Below are 18,037 nucleotides of genomic sequence, written 5' to 3'. Positions count from 1 at the left end.
ATATTTTGTACTCTCCACCAGTGAAGGAACTGCCATGAACAACAAGAAGATTGCCCTGGTCACCGGCGCCTCGTCCGGCATCGGCGCCGCCTCGGCCCAAGGCCTGGCGCAAGCGGGCTACACGGTGTACGGCACCAGCCGCCGCGGCGACCAGGCGGCCGCATCCGGCCATGCGATGCTGGCGCTCGATGTCACCAGCGATGCCTCGGTCGCTGCCGCCGTGGCCGAGGTAATACGGCGCGAAGGCCGCATCGACCTGCTGGTGAACAACGCCGGCTTCGGCGTGGCGCCGGCGGGCGCCGAGGAAAGCAGCATGGCGCAGGCGCAAGCCATCTTCGACACGAATTTCCATGGCGTCGTGCGCATGACCCTGGCCGTGCTGCCGCACATGCGGGCCCAGGGCGGCGGGCGCATCCTCAATATCGGTTCCGTCGTGGGCTTCCTGCCCATGCCCTACGGCGCGCTGTATGCCGCCACCAAGCACGCCATCGAGGGCTACACGGAATCGCTCGATCACGAAATACGGGGCTGGGGCATCCGCGCCAGCGTCATCGAACCGGCCTATACGAAAACCACGTTCGAAGCCAATCTGCTGGCGCCCGATAGCCCGCTGTCCGCCTACCGGCAAGTGCGCGCGGACGTCACGCGCCGGCTGCAAACGCTGATGGCCGGCGCCGATGGCCCTGGCGTCGTGGCCGATACCGTCCTGGCGGCGGCCCGGGCAAGCCGGCCGAAATTGCGCTACACGGCCGGGCCGCTGGCGGCACGCCTGCGCCTGATGCGCCGCTTCCTGCCCGCTGCGCTGATGGACGCGGGCTTGCGCAAGGACCTGCGCCTGGCCTGAGCGCCGCGCCTTTCACTATCCGAAGAGAACATCATGCGAGCATTGCAACTCAAACAATACGGCGGCCTCGATCACGTGGCGTTTGCCGACCTGCCCCGCCCCGCGCCCGGCCCCGGCGAACTGCTGGTGCGCGTGCACGCCGTGGGCCTCAATCCCATCGATTACCTGATCCCCAGGGGCGACTTCAAGCCGATCTTGAAAATGCGCTTGCCGGCCACCCTGGGCAGCGACCTGGCCGGCGTGGTGATGGAAGTCGGCAGCGGCGTCACGCGTTTTAAAGCGGGCGACGCCGTGTATGCGAGTATTTTCGACACGCCGCATGGCAGCGTGGCCGAATTTGCCGTCGTGCCGGAACAGGCGGCCGCCCTGAAACCGGCCAGCCTCGATTTCGTGCAGGCGGCGTCGATACCGATGGTGGGCTTGACGGCGTGGCAAGCCATGCACGAGCGCATGCGGCTGCGGCCTGGCCAGAAAGTGTTCATCCCGGCCGGTTCCGGCGGCATCGGCACGTTTGCCATCCAGCTGGCCAGGCACCTGGGCGCCCGCGTGGGCACGACCACCAGCACGGCCAACGTGGAACTGGTGCGCGGCCTGGGCGCCGACGAGGTGGTCGATTACAAGAAACAACCGTTCGAGGAAGTGCTGCGCGATTACGACGCCGTGCTGGGCACGGTGCGCGGCGACGGCCTGGAAAAGGCCTTGCGCATCGTCAAGCCTGGCAGCCGCGTCGTCTCGCTGGTCGGCCCGCCGGACGCCGCCTTCGCCCGCGCGCGCGGCATGCACATGGTGCTGAAACTGGTGTTCGGTTTACTCAGCCGCAAGATCATCGGTCAGGCGCGGCGGCGCGGCGCCAGCTACGCCTTCCACTTCGTGCGTCCCGACGGCGGCCAGCTGGCGCAGATCGCCGCCCTGCTCGACGCGGGCACCATTCGCCCCGTCATCGACAAGGTGTTTACTTTTATTGAGGCGAAACAGGCGCTGGCCTACCTGGCGCAGGGCCGCGCACGGGGCAAGGTGGTGGTGCGGCTGCCCGTGCCTTGAACGCGCTGCGCCGCAATGGCGTGGGGCGCCGTGATTATGTGTGAGTTTTGCGTTGGCAATTTCGGCCATACTCGTTGTCAACCCTTTACCTATTGATACCTGTCAACTTCAATAAAGGTAGCTCATGCGCTGTTTCCGGGAATGCTGCTGGTTCGCTATCGCCCTCGCCGCCGGCTCCGGCCATGCCGCCGAACCGGGCGTGACCGATACGCACATCCGGCTCGGCATGGTCAACGCACAGACGGGCGCCGCCTCGGGACTGGGGCGGGCCATGCTCGACGGCGCGACGGCCGTGTTCCAGGAAGCGAACCGGGGCGGCGGCATCCACGGCCGCAGCATCGAGCTGGTGGTGGCCGACGATGGCTATGATCCGGACCGCGCCATCAGCGAAACGCTCCGGCTGGTCGAGGAAAAACAGGTATTCGCCCTGTTCGGCAACGTGGGCACGCCCACCACCAACGCCGTCATCCCGATCATCGAGGAAATGAAGGTGCCGCTGGTGGGCGCATTTACGGGCGCGATGACCCTGCGCCGCCCCGTGGTGCATGAAATTATCAACTTCCGCGCCAGTTACGACGATGAGTCCGATGCCCTGGTGCAGTATTTCACCAGCCGGGGCATCCAGCGCTTCGGCGTGCTGTACCAGGACGACGGTTTCGGCAATGCCGTGCTCGACGGCACGGTGCGCGCCCTGCAGCGGCGCGGCATGGAACTCGTTGCCAAGGGCTCGTTCCAGCGCGGCACGACGGCCGTCAAGGCGGGCCTGGCGGCCCTGATCGGCCACGACCTGCAGGCGGTGGTCATGGCCGGTCCCTACACGCCGGTGGCCGCCTTCGTGCGCGAGGCAAGGCAGGCCGGGCTGAAGGCGGCGCTGGCCACCGTCTCCTTCGTCGGCACCGACAGCCTGCTGCAGCTGCTGGGCACGGAAGGCAACAACATTGTGATTTCGCAAGTGGTGCCCCTGCCGGAGGACCGCACGCTGCCGATTGCCGCCGACTGCGCCGCGCTGCTGGCCCGGCACGTGCCGGCGGCCAGGCTGTCTTTCGTCAGTTTCGAAGGCTGCATCTCGGCCACCCTGATGGTGGCGGCGCTGCGCCGCGCGGGCGCGGGCCTCACGCGCGAGCGCCTGATCCAGAGTTTCGAAACGTTCGACCGGCTCGATCTGGGCGGCTTGCAGGTGACGCTGCAACCCGGCGACCACCAGGCGTCGACGGCCGTTTTCCTGACCCGCATCGCCGACGGCAGGATCGTCCCGGCGGACCTGGCGCCTGCCGCGAAGTGATGCGCGCCCCCCTGCCCTGGAACCCGGCATGAAAATCAGGACCAAGCTCATCATCAGTACCAGCGTCCTGCTGGCGGGCGTGGCGGCCATGGCGGCGGCCGGCCTGCTGCTGGTGAAAGGCATCGAAACCCATGTCCACGGTTTGACCGACGAGACGGTGCCGCTGTACACGGACGTGTTGCGCCTGCGCTATACCGTGCAAGACATGGCCTCGGACTTTTTCGAGCTGGGCAAGGCGGAAGACCTGGCGCAGCTGGAGCAGGTGTCGAACAAGATCGGCGCCAATATCCAGGCCGCCGAGCGCCTCAGCGACGATTTGCGGCGCCATGGCGAATCGCAGGCGCCGCGCTACCACGCGGCCTTCGAGCGGGAATTCCAGCGCATGCGCGTCGCCGTGCGCAAGCGCCTGGAAAACGAGGCCTATTACAAGGCGCAGGCGACGGAGATGCGGCAAGTGCTGGCGCAGATCAAGGCCGCCGCCAAGGGCGCGCGCGGCAAGATCCGCCTGATCGACAGCCAGGCCCAGGCCACGGCCGCCGAGGTGCAGCTGCAAAGCCAACGCCTGAACCAGAATGCCCGCTACCTGACGGATTTGCGCAAGAGCATCCACGACATGCAGATTGCGCTGGCCGAAACGGAAGCCGTGAAAAACCGTTTCCGCATCGCCCCCCTGCGCGAGCGGCTGACGGCGGCCGTCGCGCACCTGGCGGGCACCAGCGAGCGCGACATCAGCCCGTCCCAGCTGGCGCTGCGGGCGAAACTGCTGGCCACGGCGCGCCAGATGCTCGATCCCGCCGCCGGCTTGCTGGCCCTGCGCGCCGGGCTGCTGGCCGAAGGCGGCGCCGGCGCGGCGCGGCAGGCCGCCTATCTTGTCCTCAAGGAGCAAACCAGCGCCGCCCTGGCCACTGCCCACCTGCGCCTGGCCGAGGAGCTCGACCCCATCGAACTGCAGCTGGCCATCGGACGCGACCGGCTGGCCGAGGCCGGCCGCTACATGCACACCTCGGCCCGCATTGAGGATGCCAGCGGCGAAATCAACCTGGCCGTCGACGCCATCAGCATCGACGTGGGCGAAGTCATGCTGGCCACGGCCGCCGCCGACGTCGCGCGCCTGGGCCGCGATATCGACCGGCGCATCAGCGCCCTGCACCGCGACATGGCGACCATGCAGACCTTGCTGCAAAGCATAGGCCAGCTGGGCTTGCTGGCCGAAACGCGGACCGTCAACACCTACCTGGACGCAGTGGAGCGCTCGGGACGGCGGCTGGTGCAGGCCAAGGGCAGCGTGCTCGACAGCCAGACGGCGCTGAACGACGTGATCGACCATGTGCGTGCCTTCGAGCGCGAACAGGCCGCCTATTCCGCGCAGCAGGTGGCGCGCATCACGGGGCAGCAGCAGGAGGCGGTGGCCAAGGTGCGCGATGGCGTGCGGCATGCCTTCATGCTGATCCTCGGCATCGCGCTGGTCCTGCTGCTGGCCTGCGTGGCCATCACGGGCCTGATCAGCGCGTCGATCGCCAGGCCGCTGGCGCGCCTGTCCTACGCCATCGCGCATATCCGCGACGGCAAGGCGCTGTCGGTGCGCGTGGCGCAGCACGGCAGCGATGAACTGGGGCAGCTGATCATGGGCTTCAACGGTATGCTTGAACACGTGGAACAGCGCGACCTGGCGCTGACGCAGGCCAAGGCCGAGGCCGATGCCGCCAACCGGGCGAAATCCGAGTTCCTGGCCAAGATGAGCCACGAAATCCGCACGCCGATGAATGGCGTGCTGGGCATGACGGAACTGCTGCAGCGCACGGAACTGAGTCCCACGCAGCAGCGTTTCGTGCACACGGTGCACCGCTCGGGCGAAAGCCTGCTCAGCATCATCGACGACATCCTCGATTTTTCCAAGATCGAGGCAGGCAAGCTGGTGCTCGAACACATCCCCTTCGACCTGCGCCAGGTGATCGACGACGTGGTGGCGCTGTTTGCCAACGGCATCGAACGCAAGGCCATCGCATTTACCTGCCGCATCGCGCCCGACGTGCCGCAGCACGTGCGCGGCGACCCCGTGCGCCTGCGCCAGATCCTCACCAACCTGCTCAATAACGCCACCAAGTTCACGGAACGGGGCGAAATTGCCATCGACGTCAGCTGCTCCGCCGCCGGCCAGCTCCGGCTGGAAGTGCGCGACACGGGCATCGGCATGACGCCGGAAGCGGCGGCGGCCGTCTTCCAGCCCTTCCGCCAGGCCGACAGCACCACCTCGCGCAAATACGGCGGCACGGGGCTGGGCCTGGCCATCATCAAGCAACTGGCGGAAATGATGGGCGGCAATATCGTGCTCGAATCCGTGGCGGGCCAGGGCTCCAGCTTCGCCGTCACCGTCGTCGTGGGCGCGGTGGCGCCCGGGGACGCGCCGGCGGCGCCGATGAAGCCCGCCCTGCCCGCCGCGCCGGACGGCGCTGGCGCAGCGCCGGCGCCGCTGCGCATGCTGCTGGTGGAAGACAACGCGATCAATCAGGAAATCGCCCTGGCCATGCTGGAAGATACCGCTTACCAGGCCACGCCGGCCGACAACGGCCGGCGCGCGCTGGCCCTGTGGGAGCGCTACCCGTTCGATGTGATCCTGATGGATTGCCAGATGCCGGAAATGGACGGCTTCGAGGCGACGCGGCGCCTGCGCCGCATGGAAAGCGAGCAAGGCCGCAGCCGCACGCCCATCATTGCCCTGACGGCCAATGCCATCCTGGGCGACCGCGAACTGTGCCTGGACGCGGGCATGGACGACTACCTCGCCAAGCCGTACACGCGCGCCGCCCTGCTGGCCGTGCTGGCCCGCTGGCGCCCCGCATCTTCCGTACCGGCGGCAGCGGAGACGGCGGAGGAAGTCGACCCGGCCCAGGCGGAGCCGGCGGCGGCGAGCGATGCAAGCCCTATCCTCGACGCGGCCGCCCTGCAAAACCTGCGCGCCATGCGGCGCCCGGGCCGTCCCGACGTGCTGGGCCGCATCATCGACCTGTTCTACAGCGACGCCCCGCGCCTGCTGGGGCAGCTGGAAATGGCCGCCGGGGCCAGCGATGCCGCGGCCCTGCAGCTGGCGGCGCATACCTTCAAGTCCAGCTGCGCCAACGTTGGCGCGCTGGGCTTGTCCGCCACTTGCCGTGAAATCGAACAATACGCGCGCAGCAACGACGTCGGCAGCGCGCTGCGCCATATCCGCGGCATCCAGCAAGAACTCGACCGTGTCCTCGCCGCCCTGGCCCTTGAAAAGGAAGCCCTATGAATACCGCACTCCCTCCGCACGCCCTGATCCTGGTGGTCGATGACGACGCCATGACGCGCCTCCTGGTGACCGAAGCGCTGGAGCCGGAAGGCTTCCGCATCGAGGAAGCGGCCAGCGGCCTCGATGCGCTGGCCGCCTTCCAGCGCGGCGTGCCCGACCTGGTCCTGCTCGACGTCGCCATGCCCGGCATGAGCGGCTTCGAATGCTGCGCCCAGCTGCGCCGGCTGCCCGGCGGCGCGCACGTGCCCATTGTCGTTCTTACCGGCAACGACGACGATGACTCCATCAAACAGGCGCTGGAAGCGGGCGCCAGCGACTTTATCTCCAAGCCGATGCAATGGCGGCTGCTGGCGCACCGGCTGCGCTACCTGCTGCGCGCCAGCAGCGCGCTCACCGAGTTGAGCCGCATCCAGGAAAGCCTCAGCCACGCGCAGGCGCTGGCCCGCCTGGGCAACTGGGAGTACCGGCTCGCCGACGGCGACGGCTACTGGTCGCCGGAACTGTTGCGCATCCTGGGCCTCGATGCCGATTCCGGCCCCACCAGCTTCGAGCGCCTGCTGCAATGCCTGCCGGAAGACCAGCGGCCCCTGCTGCTCGACGCCTTCATGGAACTGCATGCCAGCGGCACCGGCTACAGCCTGGAACACAAGGTGCTGCAGCCGGGCGGCGGCGAGTGCATCGTCTTCCACCAGGCCGAGGCCGTGCGCCAAGGCCGGCAGGTGCTGCTGATGCGCGGCACGGTGCAGGACATCACGGAACGCAAGCTGCAGGAATGGCGCATCGAATACCTGGCCAACCACGATGCGCTGACGGACTTGCCCAACCGCCAGCTGCTGAACGACCGCATCGGCCAGGCCATCGCCCACGCCCGCCGCACCCGGCTGCACCTGGCGACCCTGATGCTGGACCTCGACCGTTTCAAGTTCGTCAACGACAGCTATGGCCACCCCGTGGGCGATGCCCTGCTGCAGGAAGTGGCGCGGCGGCTGCAGCACGCGGTGCGCGAAGGCGACACGGTGGCCCGCCAGGGCGGCGACGAGTTCGTCATCCTGCTGACGGACTTGCCCGATAGCGACACGGCCGAAGACATCGCCAAAAAGGTGCTGGCCGTGTTTGCCGAGCCGTTTGTGCTGGGCGAACATACCTTGCACGTCAGCACCAGTATCGGCGCCAGCCTGTTTCCCTCCGACGGCGACAGCGGCGACATCCTGTTGAAGACGGCCGACGCGGCCCTCTACAGCGCCAAGGACAAGGGCCGCAACGCTTACCAGTTCTACAATCACAAGATGGGCGTGCTGGTGGAAGAGCGGGCCGAGATCGAACACGCCTTGCACCAGGCGCTGGCGCAGGGCGAGCTGGAATTGCACTACCAGCCCAAGGTCAACCTGGTCAGTGGGAAAGTCTATGGCATGGAAGCGCTGCTGCGCTGGCGCCGGCCCGGCATCGGCATGGTGCCGCCGGACCGCTTCATTCCCCTGGCCGAAGAAGCGGGCATGATCATTGCCATCGGCGAATGGGTGCTGCGCACGGCCTGCGCCCAGCTCGGCGTCTGGCATGCCTACGGCTTTACGCACCTGACGATGGCCGTCAACGTCTCGGCGCGCCAGTTCCGCCAGGTCGACATGCCGCAACTGGTGCGCGAAGTGCTGGCCGACAGCGGCGTGCCGGCCGACTGCCTGGAGCTGGAGCTGACCGAGAGCGTGCTGATGCAAAACCGCGACCTGGTGGTGCGGGCGCTGGAACAGTTGAAGGAAATCGGCGTCACCCTGGCGCTGGACGACTTCGGCACCGGCTATTCCAGCTTGTCCTATCTCAAGCAATTCCCCATCGACGTGGTGAAGATCGACCAGTCGTTCATCCGCGACGTGACCGACAGCGAGGACGGCGCTTCGCTGACCCGCTCCATCATCGCCATGGCCAAGTCGCTCAACATGCGCACGGTGGCCGAGGGCGTGGAAACGGAAGGACAATTGGCATTTCTCAATACCAATCACTGCGACGCCATGCAAGGCTATTACTTCAGCCGCCCCCTGCCGGGCGCCGAGATGGACAAGCTGCTGTATGCGGGTACCCATTTGCCGCCCGACAATTGCCACGCGGAAGTGCCGCAGCGCGTGCTGCTGCTGGTCGACGACGAAGAGCATATGCTGTCCGCGCTGCGCCGCTCGCTGCGCAAGGAAGGCTACCAGATACTCAGCACCACCAATCCGCAGGAAGCGCTGGAACTGGTCGCCTCCAACGCGGTGGGCGTGATCCTCACGGATGCGCGCATGCCTGGCATGTCCGGCAACGAACTCTTGCGCCGCATCAAGGGCATCTATCCGGAAATCGTGCGCGTGATGCTGTCCGGCTATCCTGAATTGCATTCGGTGACGGCCGCCATCAACGAAGGCTCCGTGTACAAGTTCATCACCAAGCCCTGGGACGAAACCTTGCTGAAGGAGCATTTGCAGGAAGCCTTCCTGCGCTTCGAATCGGGCGTGCAGCGGCCGCCGCTGGGGCCGCCGATGGGGCCGCGTGTCGTCCAGATCAGCAACCGCGCCGCCTAGGCGCGCCGCCAGGAGCCATGATGCAGGAGCAACTGTTCTTCGCAGGCTTGCGCGCCCTGGCAGAAGCGGCCTTTCCCAAGCATTGCGCCTGCTGCGGCCGCGTCTTCGCCACGGCGGATGAGTTCATCGGGCAGACGCAATCGATGCGGCAGGATGTCTCGGGGCTGAAACAAAGTTTCGATGACAACAACGTCGCCATCGTCGAGGTCTACCGCAATTGCCTGTGCGGCTCGACCCTGATGGATTTCTTTTCGGACCGGCGCGACACGTCCGAGGCGTCCCGGCAGCGGCGCCGGCTGTTCGAACAATTATTGCCGCTGTTGCAAGAAAAAGGCATGGACCGGACTGCGGCGCGCGCCTACCTGCTGGAAGTCGTGCGCGGGCGGTTGCCGTGACGGCGGTGCTTGCCTATATGATACCGCCTGTACACACTCACAGGGAAAGGCAGGCGGCGGAGAATGACAACGATCACCGGGCGATTGCGGGAAGCCGGCTTCGATGCCGGACAGGCCGATACATTGGCGCAGGATATTGAACAGAAGAAATATGGCCCCTTGCTGCAGCAGTTGCTGCTGCGCGGCCTGTGGGCCGACGTCGTCGACGACAGCTTGCCGCAGCCGCAGTGGATAGCACGCTGGCGCGACCTGGGCGAGTCGGATTTCCCCTTCATCAACGCCCCTGCCCTGCAGCGTTTGCTGGACGCGGGCGTCGACGTGCACGACTTGACGGACGTCGTGCGTTCGGCGCAGGTGTTGACGATCTACAATATTGCCCAGCTGATCGACGAGCCTTGCCGCGACCTGGGCTACGACCTGGAAGCAACACCGGACCTGACGCTGGCGGCCGTCGACGACGGCGGCGCCCTGCACCGCTACGGCAGCCTGCACGACGCGCTGGAGGAAATGGACCCGGCGGGCCGCCACGGCCAGCCCCGCTCGCTTGAATTGCGCCGGTTCGGCGGCTTGCCGGACGATCTGCAGGCGCAGCTCAGGGACTTGCTGGCGAAACAGGCGTGGTCGCAGGCGGCCGTGCTGTGGAAGCGCGCCGTCGGCGGCGAGCTGGCGCACTGCCTGGCGGCCATGCGGCAGCTGGCGCGCCAGCTGTAGCAACCGGTATTACCAGTAGCCGAGCACCTTCCACCAGGTCGTGCCGACGACCGCAAAGATCAGCAGTTCCACCACGCACATGATGAAACCGACCCGCCACCAGTTGCCCATCGTCACGAAGCCGCTGCCGAAGATGATGGGCGAGGTACCCGTCGCGTAGTGGGTCAGGGTCATCATGATGGCCGAGCCGGCCGTCATCATCAGCATGAATGGCACGTGGTATTCGGCCGGGATCAGGTGCAGGCCCACCGTCAGGAAGGCCAGCAGCATGGCGCTGATGTGGGCCGTCGTGCTGGCAAAGAAGTAATGCGAAAAGACAAATACCAGTACCAGCACGCCGGCAATCGGCAGCCAGTCCATGCCGCTGGCGACGATGGCCGCCTTCATGCCGGCCGAAAACCAGGCGATCACGCCCGTCTTGTTCAGCTGCTCGGCCATCATGACGAGCGCGCCGAACCACACCAGGGTGTCCCAGGCGCTCTTTTCGGACAGCACGTCGTCCCAGTCGATGGTGCCCGTGATGATCAGCACGAACAGGCCGACAAAGGCGACCACCGTTGCATCGAGCGAAAACGCGGGGCCGAACAGCATGGCGGGAACGTTGGCCCACAGCAAGAGCAGCAAGCCGAAGGTGCCCAGCATGACTTTTTCCGGCGGCGACAGCGGCCCCATGCTTTTCAGTTCCGACTTGGCGTAGGTGACGGCGTCCGGCGTGGCTTTCAGTTCCGGCGGCGACAGCCAATAAATTACCAGCGGCATCAGCAGCAGGCAAACCAGGCCCGGCAGCAGCATGCACAGGGCCCAGGTGGTCCACGTCAGGTGGAAACTCTGGCCGCTGGCCTTGGCCACGAAATCGACCACCAGCGGGTTCGGCGCCGTGGCCGTGAGGAACATGGCCGAGGTGATCGGGTTGGCGTGGTAGTTGACGAGGGCCAGATACGTGCCCACTTTCTTTTCAGTGCCCTTGGCCGGATCCGAATCGAAGGCGTTGGCGATCGATTTCATGACGGGGTGGACGATGCCGCCGCCGCGCGCCGTGTTACTTGGCGTAAAGGGCGCCAGCACCAGTTCGCAAATCGCCAGGCCATAGCCGATGCCCATGGTGCGCTTGCCCAGCAGCGAGATGAAGAGCAGACCGATGCGGCTGCCCAGCCCCGTTTTCTTGAGGCCGCGCGAAATCAGGATCGCCACGACGATCAGCCAGATCAGGGGATTCGAAAAACTGCTGAGCGCATCCGTGATGGCTCCCTTGGACGAGGTCGACGTCACTTGCGACAAAGACACGATGACGATGGCCATCATCGCCATTACGCCGATGGGCATCACTTTTAAAATGATCGCCAGAATCGTCGTGAGGAAGATCGCCACCAGGCCCCAGGCCTTGGGCGTCAAGCCGTCCGGTGCCGGCAGCAATAACATGCCGACCAGCAAGGCGGTGCAGATCAGGGCGGGGACGAGGCGGAAGGGGACGGCTTCCTTGAAATGCAGGAACATGTCGCGCACTGTTTTATACATCTTTATGACCTTTCGCTGTGGGTCGGGCATCGTGGCGGCCGGAATCGTGCACGCAGATTCATGGGCTGGCAGGCACGAAAAACCGCGCCCGCAAGATGATAGATGCCCAACAATTCTGTTCGGCAATATCATACACGCAAGGCTGCGCCGTCCCTGCCCCATTGCCGCGTTCGCTACCGACTATCTGTAAAATCGTTGACCGGCAAGCGACATATGTCACATAATTGCCCCATTAGTCGCCAGACGGGCGGACAAGGAACCCATTGATTACCCGCAACCACCATATCGACGCCTTGCGCGGCGCCGCCATCCTGGGCGTATTGCTGCTGCACTTCGCCCTCGCCTACGGCCTGAAGAACAGCCCGCTTGAAATCCTGCCCGCCTGGCTGCTGCGCGCCGCCTACCAGGGCAATTACGGCGTGACCATGTTTTTCGTCATTTCCGGCTACCTGATCACCTCGACTTCGCTGCACCGCTGGGGCGACCTGGCGCGCATCGACCTGGCGGCGTTCTATCTGTATCGCGTCGCCCGCCTGCTGCCGGCGCTGCTGCTGGCCCTGTCCCTGATCGTGCTGCTCGGTGTGCTGAACGTGCCCTTCTTTGCCAACTCGGACGGCGGCAAGGACTTGCCAGCCAGCTATTTCGTCATCGCCATCACGTCCGTGCTGACCTTCTGGCACAACGTGCTGATGCAAAGCGCCGGTTACTTCAATTACTGCCTGAACGTGTACTGGTCGCTGTCCGTCGAGGAAATGTTTTATCTGCTGCTGCCGCTGTCGTGCCGCTTCCTGCGCCGGCGCCAGGCGATCATGCTGCTGTGCGGCGCCGCCATCGTGGCCGGGCCCGTGTACCGCAGCCTGCACGCGGATAACGAGATTGACTTCATGTACGGCTACCTTGCCTGTTTCGACGCCATCGCCATCGGCTGCCTGACGGCCCTGCTGACACAACACTGGCAGCCGGGCGCGCGGGCCGGGCGGTTCCTGCGCTGGACCGCGGGCCTGGCCCTGGCGGTTCTGTATGTGCGCGGCATCGGCGGCCATGAAGTCTTCGGCTTCAGCGCAATCGCCCTGGCCAGCGCCGCCTTCATCGCGGGCGCCACGGCGGTCCCGGCGGCCGGCCAGGGCCGCCACGGCCCGCTGCAATGGCTGGGACGTCACAGCTATGAGCTGTACTTGTTCCATATCATCGTGCTGGCCGGCATGCGCAACGTGGTCGACAAGGCGGGCCTCGGCTACGCGGAACGGCTGCCGTGGCTGGCGCTGTTCCTGGCAGCGACGGCGCTGGCGGCCGCCCTCGTGGCCCGCCATGTGTCCAACCCGGCGAATGCCGCCCTGCGACGGCGCTTCGGGCGCCGCGCCACGGCCGCGCCGGCATGCGCTGGCGGCAGCCCTGGCGCGGCGCCCCGAAAAAACTGAGCCAGGTCAAGAGAGTGCATGCCCGCGGCCCGTTTCGGGGCCAATTCCAGCCCCGCCTTGCCATTCGCACTATAATGTCGGCACCGCGTGCGGCAGCATTGGCGGCGATAGACGGTAACAATTTCGTGTGGAGGCCAGTACAATAGCGTCTGGGCCTACACAGGGTTTCACTTTTGCCAGCAGTTGCCAGCAACTAACCATTTTTTTGACCAGCCAACAAATACTATGAGTTCGATGAATGAAGAGCGCGTTTTAAGCGTGCACCACTGGACGGATACCCTGTTCTCCTTTACCACCACGCGCGACCCGTCGCTGCGTTTCTCGAATGGCCATTTCACCATGATCGGCCTGCGCGTCGATGGCAAGCCATTGCTGCGTGCCTATAGTATCGCCAGCGCCAATTATGAAGACCACCTGGAATTCTTCAGCATCAAGGTGCCGGGCGGCCCATTGACGTCGCGTTTGCAGCACTTGCAAGTGGGCGACACCGTCATCGTCGGCCGCAAGCCGACGGGCACCCTGGTATCCGACTACCTGCTGCCGGGCAAGCGCCTGTACATGCTGTCGACGGGCACGGGCCTGGCGCCTTTCCTCAGCATCGTGCGCGATCCGGACATCTACGAGCGCTTCGACGAATTGATCCTCGTGCACGGCGTGCGCCAGGTCGACGAGCTGGCTTACCACGACTTGCTGGAAGAGCACCTGCCCAAGCATGAATTCCTGGGCGAAATGGTCAGCGACAAGCTGCGCTACTACCCGACCGTGACGCGCGAAGACTTCCGCAACATGGGCCGCATCACGGAACTGATCGAGAACGGCAAGCTGGCCAAGGACCTGGGCGTGCCGGAACTCAATCCTGCCGAAGACCGCGTGATGATCTGCGGCAGCTCGGACATGCTGCGCGACCTGAAAGAAATGCTGGAAGCGCGTGGCTTCAAGGAAGGCAATACCTCGACGCCTGGCGACTTCGTGGTCGAGCGCGCATTCGCCGAGAAGTAATCGGCTAGTCATCCGCAACACACCAGGGGCCCGGCCCCGCCGCTTCCTGCGGCGGCGCCGGGCCTTTTCATTGCCGGCTCAACGGGCCAGCGCTGCCCCGCGCTGGTACTGCAAGCCATTCATGAAGCGCTGCACGGGCCTAAAGGCGCTGCTGAGGATATCGTCCTGCGCCGCATAATAGCGCGTCTCGATCTTCAGCAAGCCCAGCACGGTCGCGTCGAGCTTGTCCGTCTGGTAGGGCCGGCTTTCCAGCGCGGCGCGCGCGGCCGCCGACTGCGGCGTTTGCTGGTTGTTCCAGATCAACATGGGAATTTCATAGCCGCTCTTGTCCGAGGCGGAATGGCCCGCGTGATTGCGGCTGTAGCCCACTTCCTGCCCGTGGTCGGAAACGAACAGCAGCGAGGCGGCGCGCCCGGCCTTGGCTTTGTCGGCCATGCCGATCAGGGTGCCCAGCACGTAATCGCCGTAGCGGATGGCGTTGTCGTACTCGTCGCGCTGGTTGCGTATCCAGCTGGACCTGCCCTGGCTGGCCATCTGCGCGCTGACGGCGTCGTGCGCCCGGTCGAAATGCGCGAAGCGGCTCGGGTAGCGCATGTCATAGCTGGGATGCGCGCCCAGCAAGTGCACGACGATGAGCTTTTTCGGCGCCGCGTCGCGCAGCGCATGGGCAAACGGCTGGAACAGGTTGCCGTCAAAATTGTTTTCGCCGCGGCCAGTGCCGTAATTGATGAAATCGCTTTCATCGGCCTGGCCCGCCAGCAACCCGATCCAGCCATCGTTGCGCGTCTGGTTCGACACCCAGAACGTCTTGTAGCCGGCCGCCTCGGCCAGCATCAGCAGATTCGGCTTGGCCATCCACGCATCGGGGTTGCCGATATCGGCCGGCGTGAGCATGGTCATCATCGATTCCACCGTGCTGGACGCGGGCGAAATCACATCGTTAAAAACCAGCAGCTTAGCCCGCATGGCGTCGAGCTGGGGCGTGGTGGCGCGCGGGTAGCCATACAGCGACATCGAGGCGCGGTTGGTGCTCTCGCCGATCACAAGGATGACGGTGCGGGCATCCTCGCCCGCATAGCGCACATGCCAGTCGCGCGGTGCGGCCATGGCCGCCGTCAGCGCATGCTGCATCGATTTCATGGCGTCCAGCTGCGCGCTGTACTGCTGGTAGCGCAGCGGCCAGAAAAGGGCCGGATTTTCGCGCCGCATGGTGGTATTGACGTGCAAGGACACGAGAAAGACGGCCATGAAGACGGCAAACCCTTTTTGCGGCCAGCCTGGAGCAGCATGCCCGCGCGCCGCCTGCCAGCGCTGCAGATAGCGGTCGCCCAGCAGCACGGCCGCCGTCACGAGCACAAACCAGGCGGCCGCTTGCGCCAGGGCGGCGCCGTTGTGCAGGAAAAACTCGCCCGTTTCGGCTTGATCTGTCGCAAACATGGCCTGCAAAACCGCATTCGGGTTCGGGCGCATGCCAAAATAGCCGCGCAAGAAGCCTTTTACGGCGGCGTCCAGGTAAAACACGGGCACGACGACGCGCACCAGCACGTTGATCGCGCCGGCGCCGGCATTGCCGCGCCACGCCTGCAGCACGCCGCCCACGCCCAGCAGGAATGCCGCCAGCAAGGCGCTCAATTTCAGGCATTCATTCGCGCTCAATTGATCGAAGAGGAAGAAAAGCAGCAGGCCAGCAATGCTTAACAGGACACGGCAAAACAGAATCAGCATGGAGGCGTCAGAGAGTGAACATGGGACAGGGACAAGCCCGCGCGGACGGGCCAGCGATTGTAGCGTAGTCCCTTGCAACTTGTGCAATCATTTCATGCGTGCTCCTGACAGAAATTGTCAGTGCTTTTTATTATGCTTTCGGCACCAGCTGGCCAGCCAGCCTGTATTACTGTATTCATATCGATATCTCCACCTGCGACAGGACTTTTCATGACACGTGCCATTACCATACTGACCGAAAACTTTGCCGATTGGGAAACCGCCCTGCTCAATTCCACGGCGCGCCTGTACTACGGCTTCTATACGCAGTTCGCCACGCCCGGCGGCTTGCCCGTCACTTCGTCCGGCGGCATGCTGGTCACGCCGCAACTGGCGCTGGAAGAGGTCAATCTCGATGAACTCGATTTGCTGATGGTGTGCGGCGGCAGCCATTGGCAAAGCGGCAAGGCGCCCGACCTGGGCCCTCTGCTGCGCGCCGCCCGCGACAAGGGCGTGGTGCTGGCCGGCATTTGCGACGGCACGCGCGTGCTGGCGCAGGCGGGCGTGCTCGACACCGTGCGCCACACATCCAACAGTGCGGACAACCTGCTGCAAACGGGCTATGCGGGCGCGGCCCTGTACCAGGACGTGCCGTGGGCCGTGGCCGACCAGCGCATCGTCACGGCACCGGGCACGGCGCCCGTCAGTTTTACGCGCGAAGTGCTGCGCAGCCTTGGCATTCACGACGACAACCTGACGGCCTACCTGGCCATGCACGGGTCCGAGCACGGCCAGGCGGAACGCTAGTCGGGGGCCAGCACGCGCAGGCGCGCCACGGCGTGGGCGTTGCCCGGGTCCAGCTCCAGCGAACGCCGGTAATGCGCGATGGCCGGCGCCGTGGCGCCATCGGCCTCGTACGCTTCGGCCAGGCTGTCGTGGCCATTCGCCCCTTGCGGGTACAGCCGCACGCCCAGCTGGAAGACGGCGAGCGCCTGTTTCGGCTGCTGCCGGCCCAGCAGGCGGTAGCCCCAGGCATTCAGGTCGTCTTCGGCGGGTTCAGGCAATCCATGCTGGCGCCGGATGGCCGCCAGTTTCTGTTCCAGCCCGTCAAAGCCGGTACTGGCCGCCTTGTTGCGCAACAAATGCGCGGCATACGCGCCGCCCCGCTGCTGGCGCAGGGCGGGAACATAAAAGCCGGCGACGGTGTCGATCAGCTGTTCCGGCTGGCCGCCGGCCAGGTTGCTGAGGATAATGATGGCCAGGCCATCGTCCGGATACACATAAAAGGCCGAGCGGCCGCCGCCGATGCCGGCCACGGCGCGGTGCGCAGCGCGGCCGATGCTGGGCCAGCCCAGCGCCCACGGCGCCGGCTTGCCGTCGTTCAGGCTGGTCGGCTGCCACAGCCTTTCCACGCTGGCGGGCGCCAGCAAGCGCCCCGACTGCAGCGCGATCAGCCAGTTGGCCAGTTCGCCCGCATTGCTGTTGATGCCGGCCCCGGCGCGCATGAACACGGGGAAATCTTCGATCACGTTGCGGTAACCGTTGCCGCCCCGCTCCAGCACGTAGGAACTGGCCTTGCCCACGACCACGTCCTTCGCGTCGCCGAAGCCGCTGTGCCGCATGCCGGCCACGTCGAACTGCCGGTGCTGGATGAAAGTGGTAAAGGGCTGGCCGCCCTGCTGCTCGATCAATTGCGCCAGCAACACATAATTGGTCTGGTTGTAGCGGTAGCGCTGGCCTGGCGGCGCTTCCACGGGCAGCGCCTGCACGGCCGTCCACGCCGCAGCGGCGTCGTCCGGCTGCGGCCCCACCAGCTTGCCGCTGCGCTGGTCCAGCACGTCGGGCAAGCCCGAGCTATGGTTGAGCAATTGCGTCACCGTCACGGCTTGCCAGGCTACGGGCAACCCCGTCAGGTACTGGCCGATGGGCGCCGCCAGGTCGATCTTACCCTCCTGCACCAGTTGCATCACGGCCACGCCCGCAAACGCTTTCGTTGCCGAATTGATGGAAAACAGGCTGGCATCCGTCACGGGCACCTGGTACTGCAGGCTGGCCAGGCCGAAATTGCGCGTCAGCACGACCTTGCCGCCCTGGATCACGGCCAGTTGCAGCCCTGGAATCTGGCGCTCCCGCATTTCGCTGCGCACAAAGGCGGCGATATCGCGCTGGACCTGGCTTTGCTGCTGCGCGGCGGGCAAGGCGCTGGCGCCCGTGGCGGCTGGCGGAAACGCCGTGGCGAGCGCCAGGGCCAGGGCGGCGGATGAAAAATGGACACGCATTGGACGGCTCTCTCTCGTAATCTGGAGCA

General features: G+C 65.6%; 13 protein-coding genes. 10 read left to right on the top strand and 3 right to left on the bottom strand.

From position 1 onward, the window contains the following. Nucleotides 1–34: 34 nt before the first annotated feature. The 7 genes from IGS61_RS01355 (at nt 35) to IGS61_RS01325 (ending at nt 10,093) form a co-directional block, all read left to right on the top strand. The gene (locus IGS61_RS01355) at nt 35–844 is read left to right on the top strand and encodes an oxidoreductase (RefSeq protein WP_230537680.1); all 810 of its coding nucleotides are present in this window, start codon (nt 35–37) and stop codon (nt 842–844) included. 33 nt (nt 845–877) lie between these two features. Next, nucleotides 878–1,885, top strand: a complete 1,008-nt coding sequence (locus IGS61_RS01350; protein ID WP_230537679.1) for an NADP-dependent oxidoreductase — start codon at nt 878–880, stop codon at nt 1,883–1,885. 124 nt (nt 1,886–2,009) lie between these two features. Continuing rightward, the gene (locus IGS61_RS01345) at nt 2,010–3,167 is read left to right on the top strand and encodes an ABC transporter substrate-binding protein (RefSeq protein WP_230537678.1); all 1,158 of its coding nucleotides are present in this window, start codon (nt 2,010–2,012) and stop codon (nt 3,165–3,167) included. Between the two features lie 28 nt (nt 3,168–3,195). After that, nucleotides 3,196–6,438: an ATP-binding protein gene (locus tag IGS61_RS01340; protein WP_230537677.1), complete on the top strand. Its 3,243-nt coding sequence runs from the start codon at nt 3,196–3,198 to the stop codon at nt 6,436–6,438. Then, a complete protein-coding gene (locus IGS61_RS01335) occupies nt 6,435–8,987 on the top strand; it encodes an EAL domain-containing protein (protein WP_230537676.1) in 2,553 nt (850 codons plus the stop codon). The genes IGS61_RS01340 and IGS61_RS01335 overlap by 4 nt, the downstream gene beginning before the upstream one ends. Before the next feature lie 20 nt (nt 8,988–9,007). Further along, on the top strand, nt 9,008–9,382 hold the full coding sequence (locus IGS61_RS01330) for a hypothetical protein (protein WP_230537675.1): 375 nt from the start codon (nt 9,008–9,010) through the stop codon (nt 9,380–9,382). 63 nt (nt 9,383–9,445) lie between these two features. After that, a complete protein-coding gene (locus tag IGS61_RS01325; RefSeq protein ID WP_230537674.1) occupies nt 9,446–10,093 on the top strand; it encodes a hypothetical protein in 648 nt (215 codons plus the stop codon). Between the two features lie 9 nt (nt 10,094–10,102). Here IGS61_RS01325 and IGS61_RS01320 read toward each other — a convergent pair whose 3' ends face one another. Beyond that, complete coding sequence (locus tag IGS61_RS01320) at nt 10,103–11,608, bottom strand: DASS family sodium-coupled anion symporter (protein WP_230537673.1); 1,506 nt, start codon at nt 11,606–11,608, stop codon at nt 10,103–10,105. 263 nt (nt 11,609–11,871) lie between these two features. On the opposite strand from IGS61_RS01320, the gene IGS61_RS01315 reads away from it, so the two are divergent. Both IGS61_RS01315 and IGS61_RS01310 read left to right on the top strand, forming a co-directional pair. Next, nucleotides 11,872–13,026 (top strand): acyltransferase family protein, encoded by a 1,155-nt coding sequence (locus tag IGS61_RS01315; protein WP_230537672.1) that lies wholly within the window; start codon nt 11,872–11,874, stop codon nt 13,024–13,026. A gap of 225 nt (nt 13,027–13,251) precedes the next feature. After that, complete coding sequence (locus IGS61_RS01310; protein ID WP_230537671.1) at nt 13,252–14,025, top strand: ferredoxin--NADP reductase; 774 nt, start codon at nt 13,252–13,254, stop codon at nt 14,023–14,025. A gap of 78 nt (nt 14,026–14,103) precedes the next feature. Here the strand turns inward: IGS61_RS01310 and IGS61_RS01305 are convergent, their stop codons facing one another. After that, on the bottom strand, nt 14,104–15,750 hold the full coding sequence (locus tag IGS61_RS01305) for a phosphoethanolamine transferase (protein WP_230537670.1): 1,647 nt from the start codon (nt 15,748–15,750) through the stop codon (nt 14,104–14,106). A gap of 210 nt (nt 15,751–15,960) precedes the next feature. Between IGS61_RS01305 and IGS61_RS01300 the strand changes: the two genes are divergently transcribed. Then, the gene (locus IGS61_RS01300) at nt 15,961–16,536 is read left to right on the top strand and encodes a type 1 glutamine amidotransferase family protein (protein ID WP_230537669.1); all 576 of its coding nucleotides are present in this window, start codon (nt 15,961–15,963) and stop codon (nt 16,534–16,536) included. Here the strand turns inward: IGS61_RS01300 and IGS61_RS01295 are convergent. Further along, nucleotides 16,533–18,008 (bottom strand): class A beta-lactamase-related serine hydrolase, encoded by a 1,476-nt coding sequence (locus IGS61_RS01295; protein WP_230537668.1) that lies wholly within the window; start codon nt 18,006–18,008, stop codon nt 16,533–16,535. The genes IGS61_RS01300 and IGS61_RS01295 overlap by 4 nt on opposite strands. Nucleotides 18,009–18,037: the final 29 nt, after the last annotated feature.

The organism is Janthinobacterium sp. FW305-129 (assembly GCF_020858115.1).
Classification (GTDB): Bacteria; Pseudomonadota; Gammaproteobacteria; order Burkholderiales; family Burkholderiaceae_D; genus Janthinobacterium.
This window is presented reverse-complemented; position numbering and strand designations above follow the sequence as displayed.

What these genes read in the sequence shown, in the direction of transcription:
- IGS61_RS01330 (WP_230537675.1), top strand. Translation starts at nt 9,008, where the DNA reads ATGCAGGAGCAACTGTTCTTCGCAGGCTTGCGCGCCCTGGCAGAAGCG.
- IGS61_RS01310 (WP_230537671.1), top strand. Translation starts at nt 13,252, where the DNA reads ATGAGTTCGATGAATGAAGAGCGCGTTTTAAGCGTGCACCACTGGACG.
- IGS61_RS01300 (WP_230537669.1), top strand. Translation starts at nt 15,961, where the DNA reads ATGACACGTGCCATTACCATACTGACCGAAAACTTTGCCGATTGGGAA.
- IGS61_RS01325 (WP_230537674.1), top strand. Translation starts at nt 9,446, where the DNA reads ATGACAACGATCACCGGGCGATTGCGGGAAGCCGGCTTCGATGCCGGA.
- IGS61_RS01345 (WP_230537678.1), top strand. Translation starts at nt 2,010, where the DNA reads ATGCGCTGTTTCCGGGAATGCTGCTGGTTCGCTATCGCCCTCGCCGCC.
- IGS61_RS01355 (WP_230537680.1), top strand. Translation starts at nt 35, where the DNA reads ATGAACAACAAGAAGATTGCCCTGGTCACCGGCGCCTCGTCCGGCATC.
- IGS61_RS01305 (WP_230537670.1), bottom strand. Translation starts at nt 15,750, where the DNA reads ATGCTGATTCTGTTTTGCCGTGTCCTGTTAAGCATTGCTGGCCTGCTG.
- IGS61_RS01335 (WP_230537676.1), top strand. Translation starts at nt 6,435, where the DNA reads ATGAATACCGCACTCCCTCCGCACGCCCTGATCCTGGTGGTCGATGAC.
- IGS61_RS01320 (WP_230537673.1), bottom strand. Translation starts at nt 11,608, where the DNA reads ATGTATAAAACAGTGCGCGACATGTTCCTGCATTTCAAGGAAGCCGTC.
- IGS61_RS01350 (WP_230537679.1), top strand. Translation starts at nt 878, where the DNA reads ATGCGAGCATTGCAACTCAAACAATACGGCGGCCTCGATCACGTGGCG.
- IGS61_RS01295 (WP_230537668.1), bottom strand. Translation starts at nt 18,008, where the DNA reads ATGCGTGTCCATTTTTCATCCGCCGCCCTGGCCCTGGCGCTCGCCACG.
- IGS61_RS01340 (WP_230537677.1), top strand. Translation starts at nt 3,196, where the DNA reads ATGAAAATCAGGACCAAGCTCATCATCAGTACCAGCGTCCTGCTGGCG.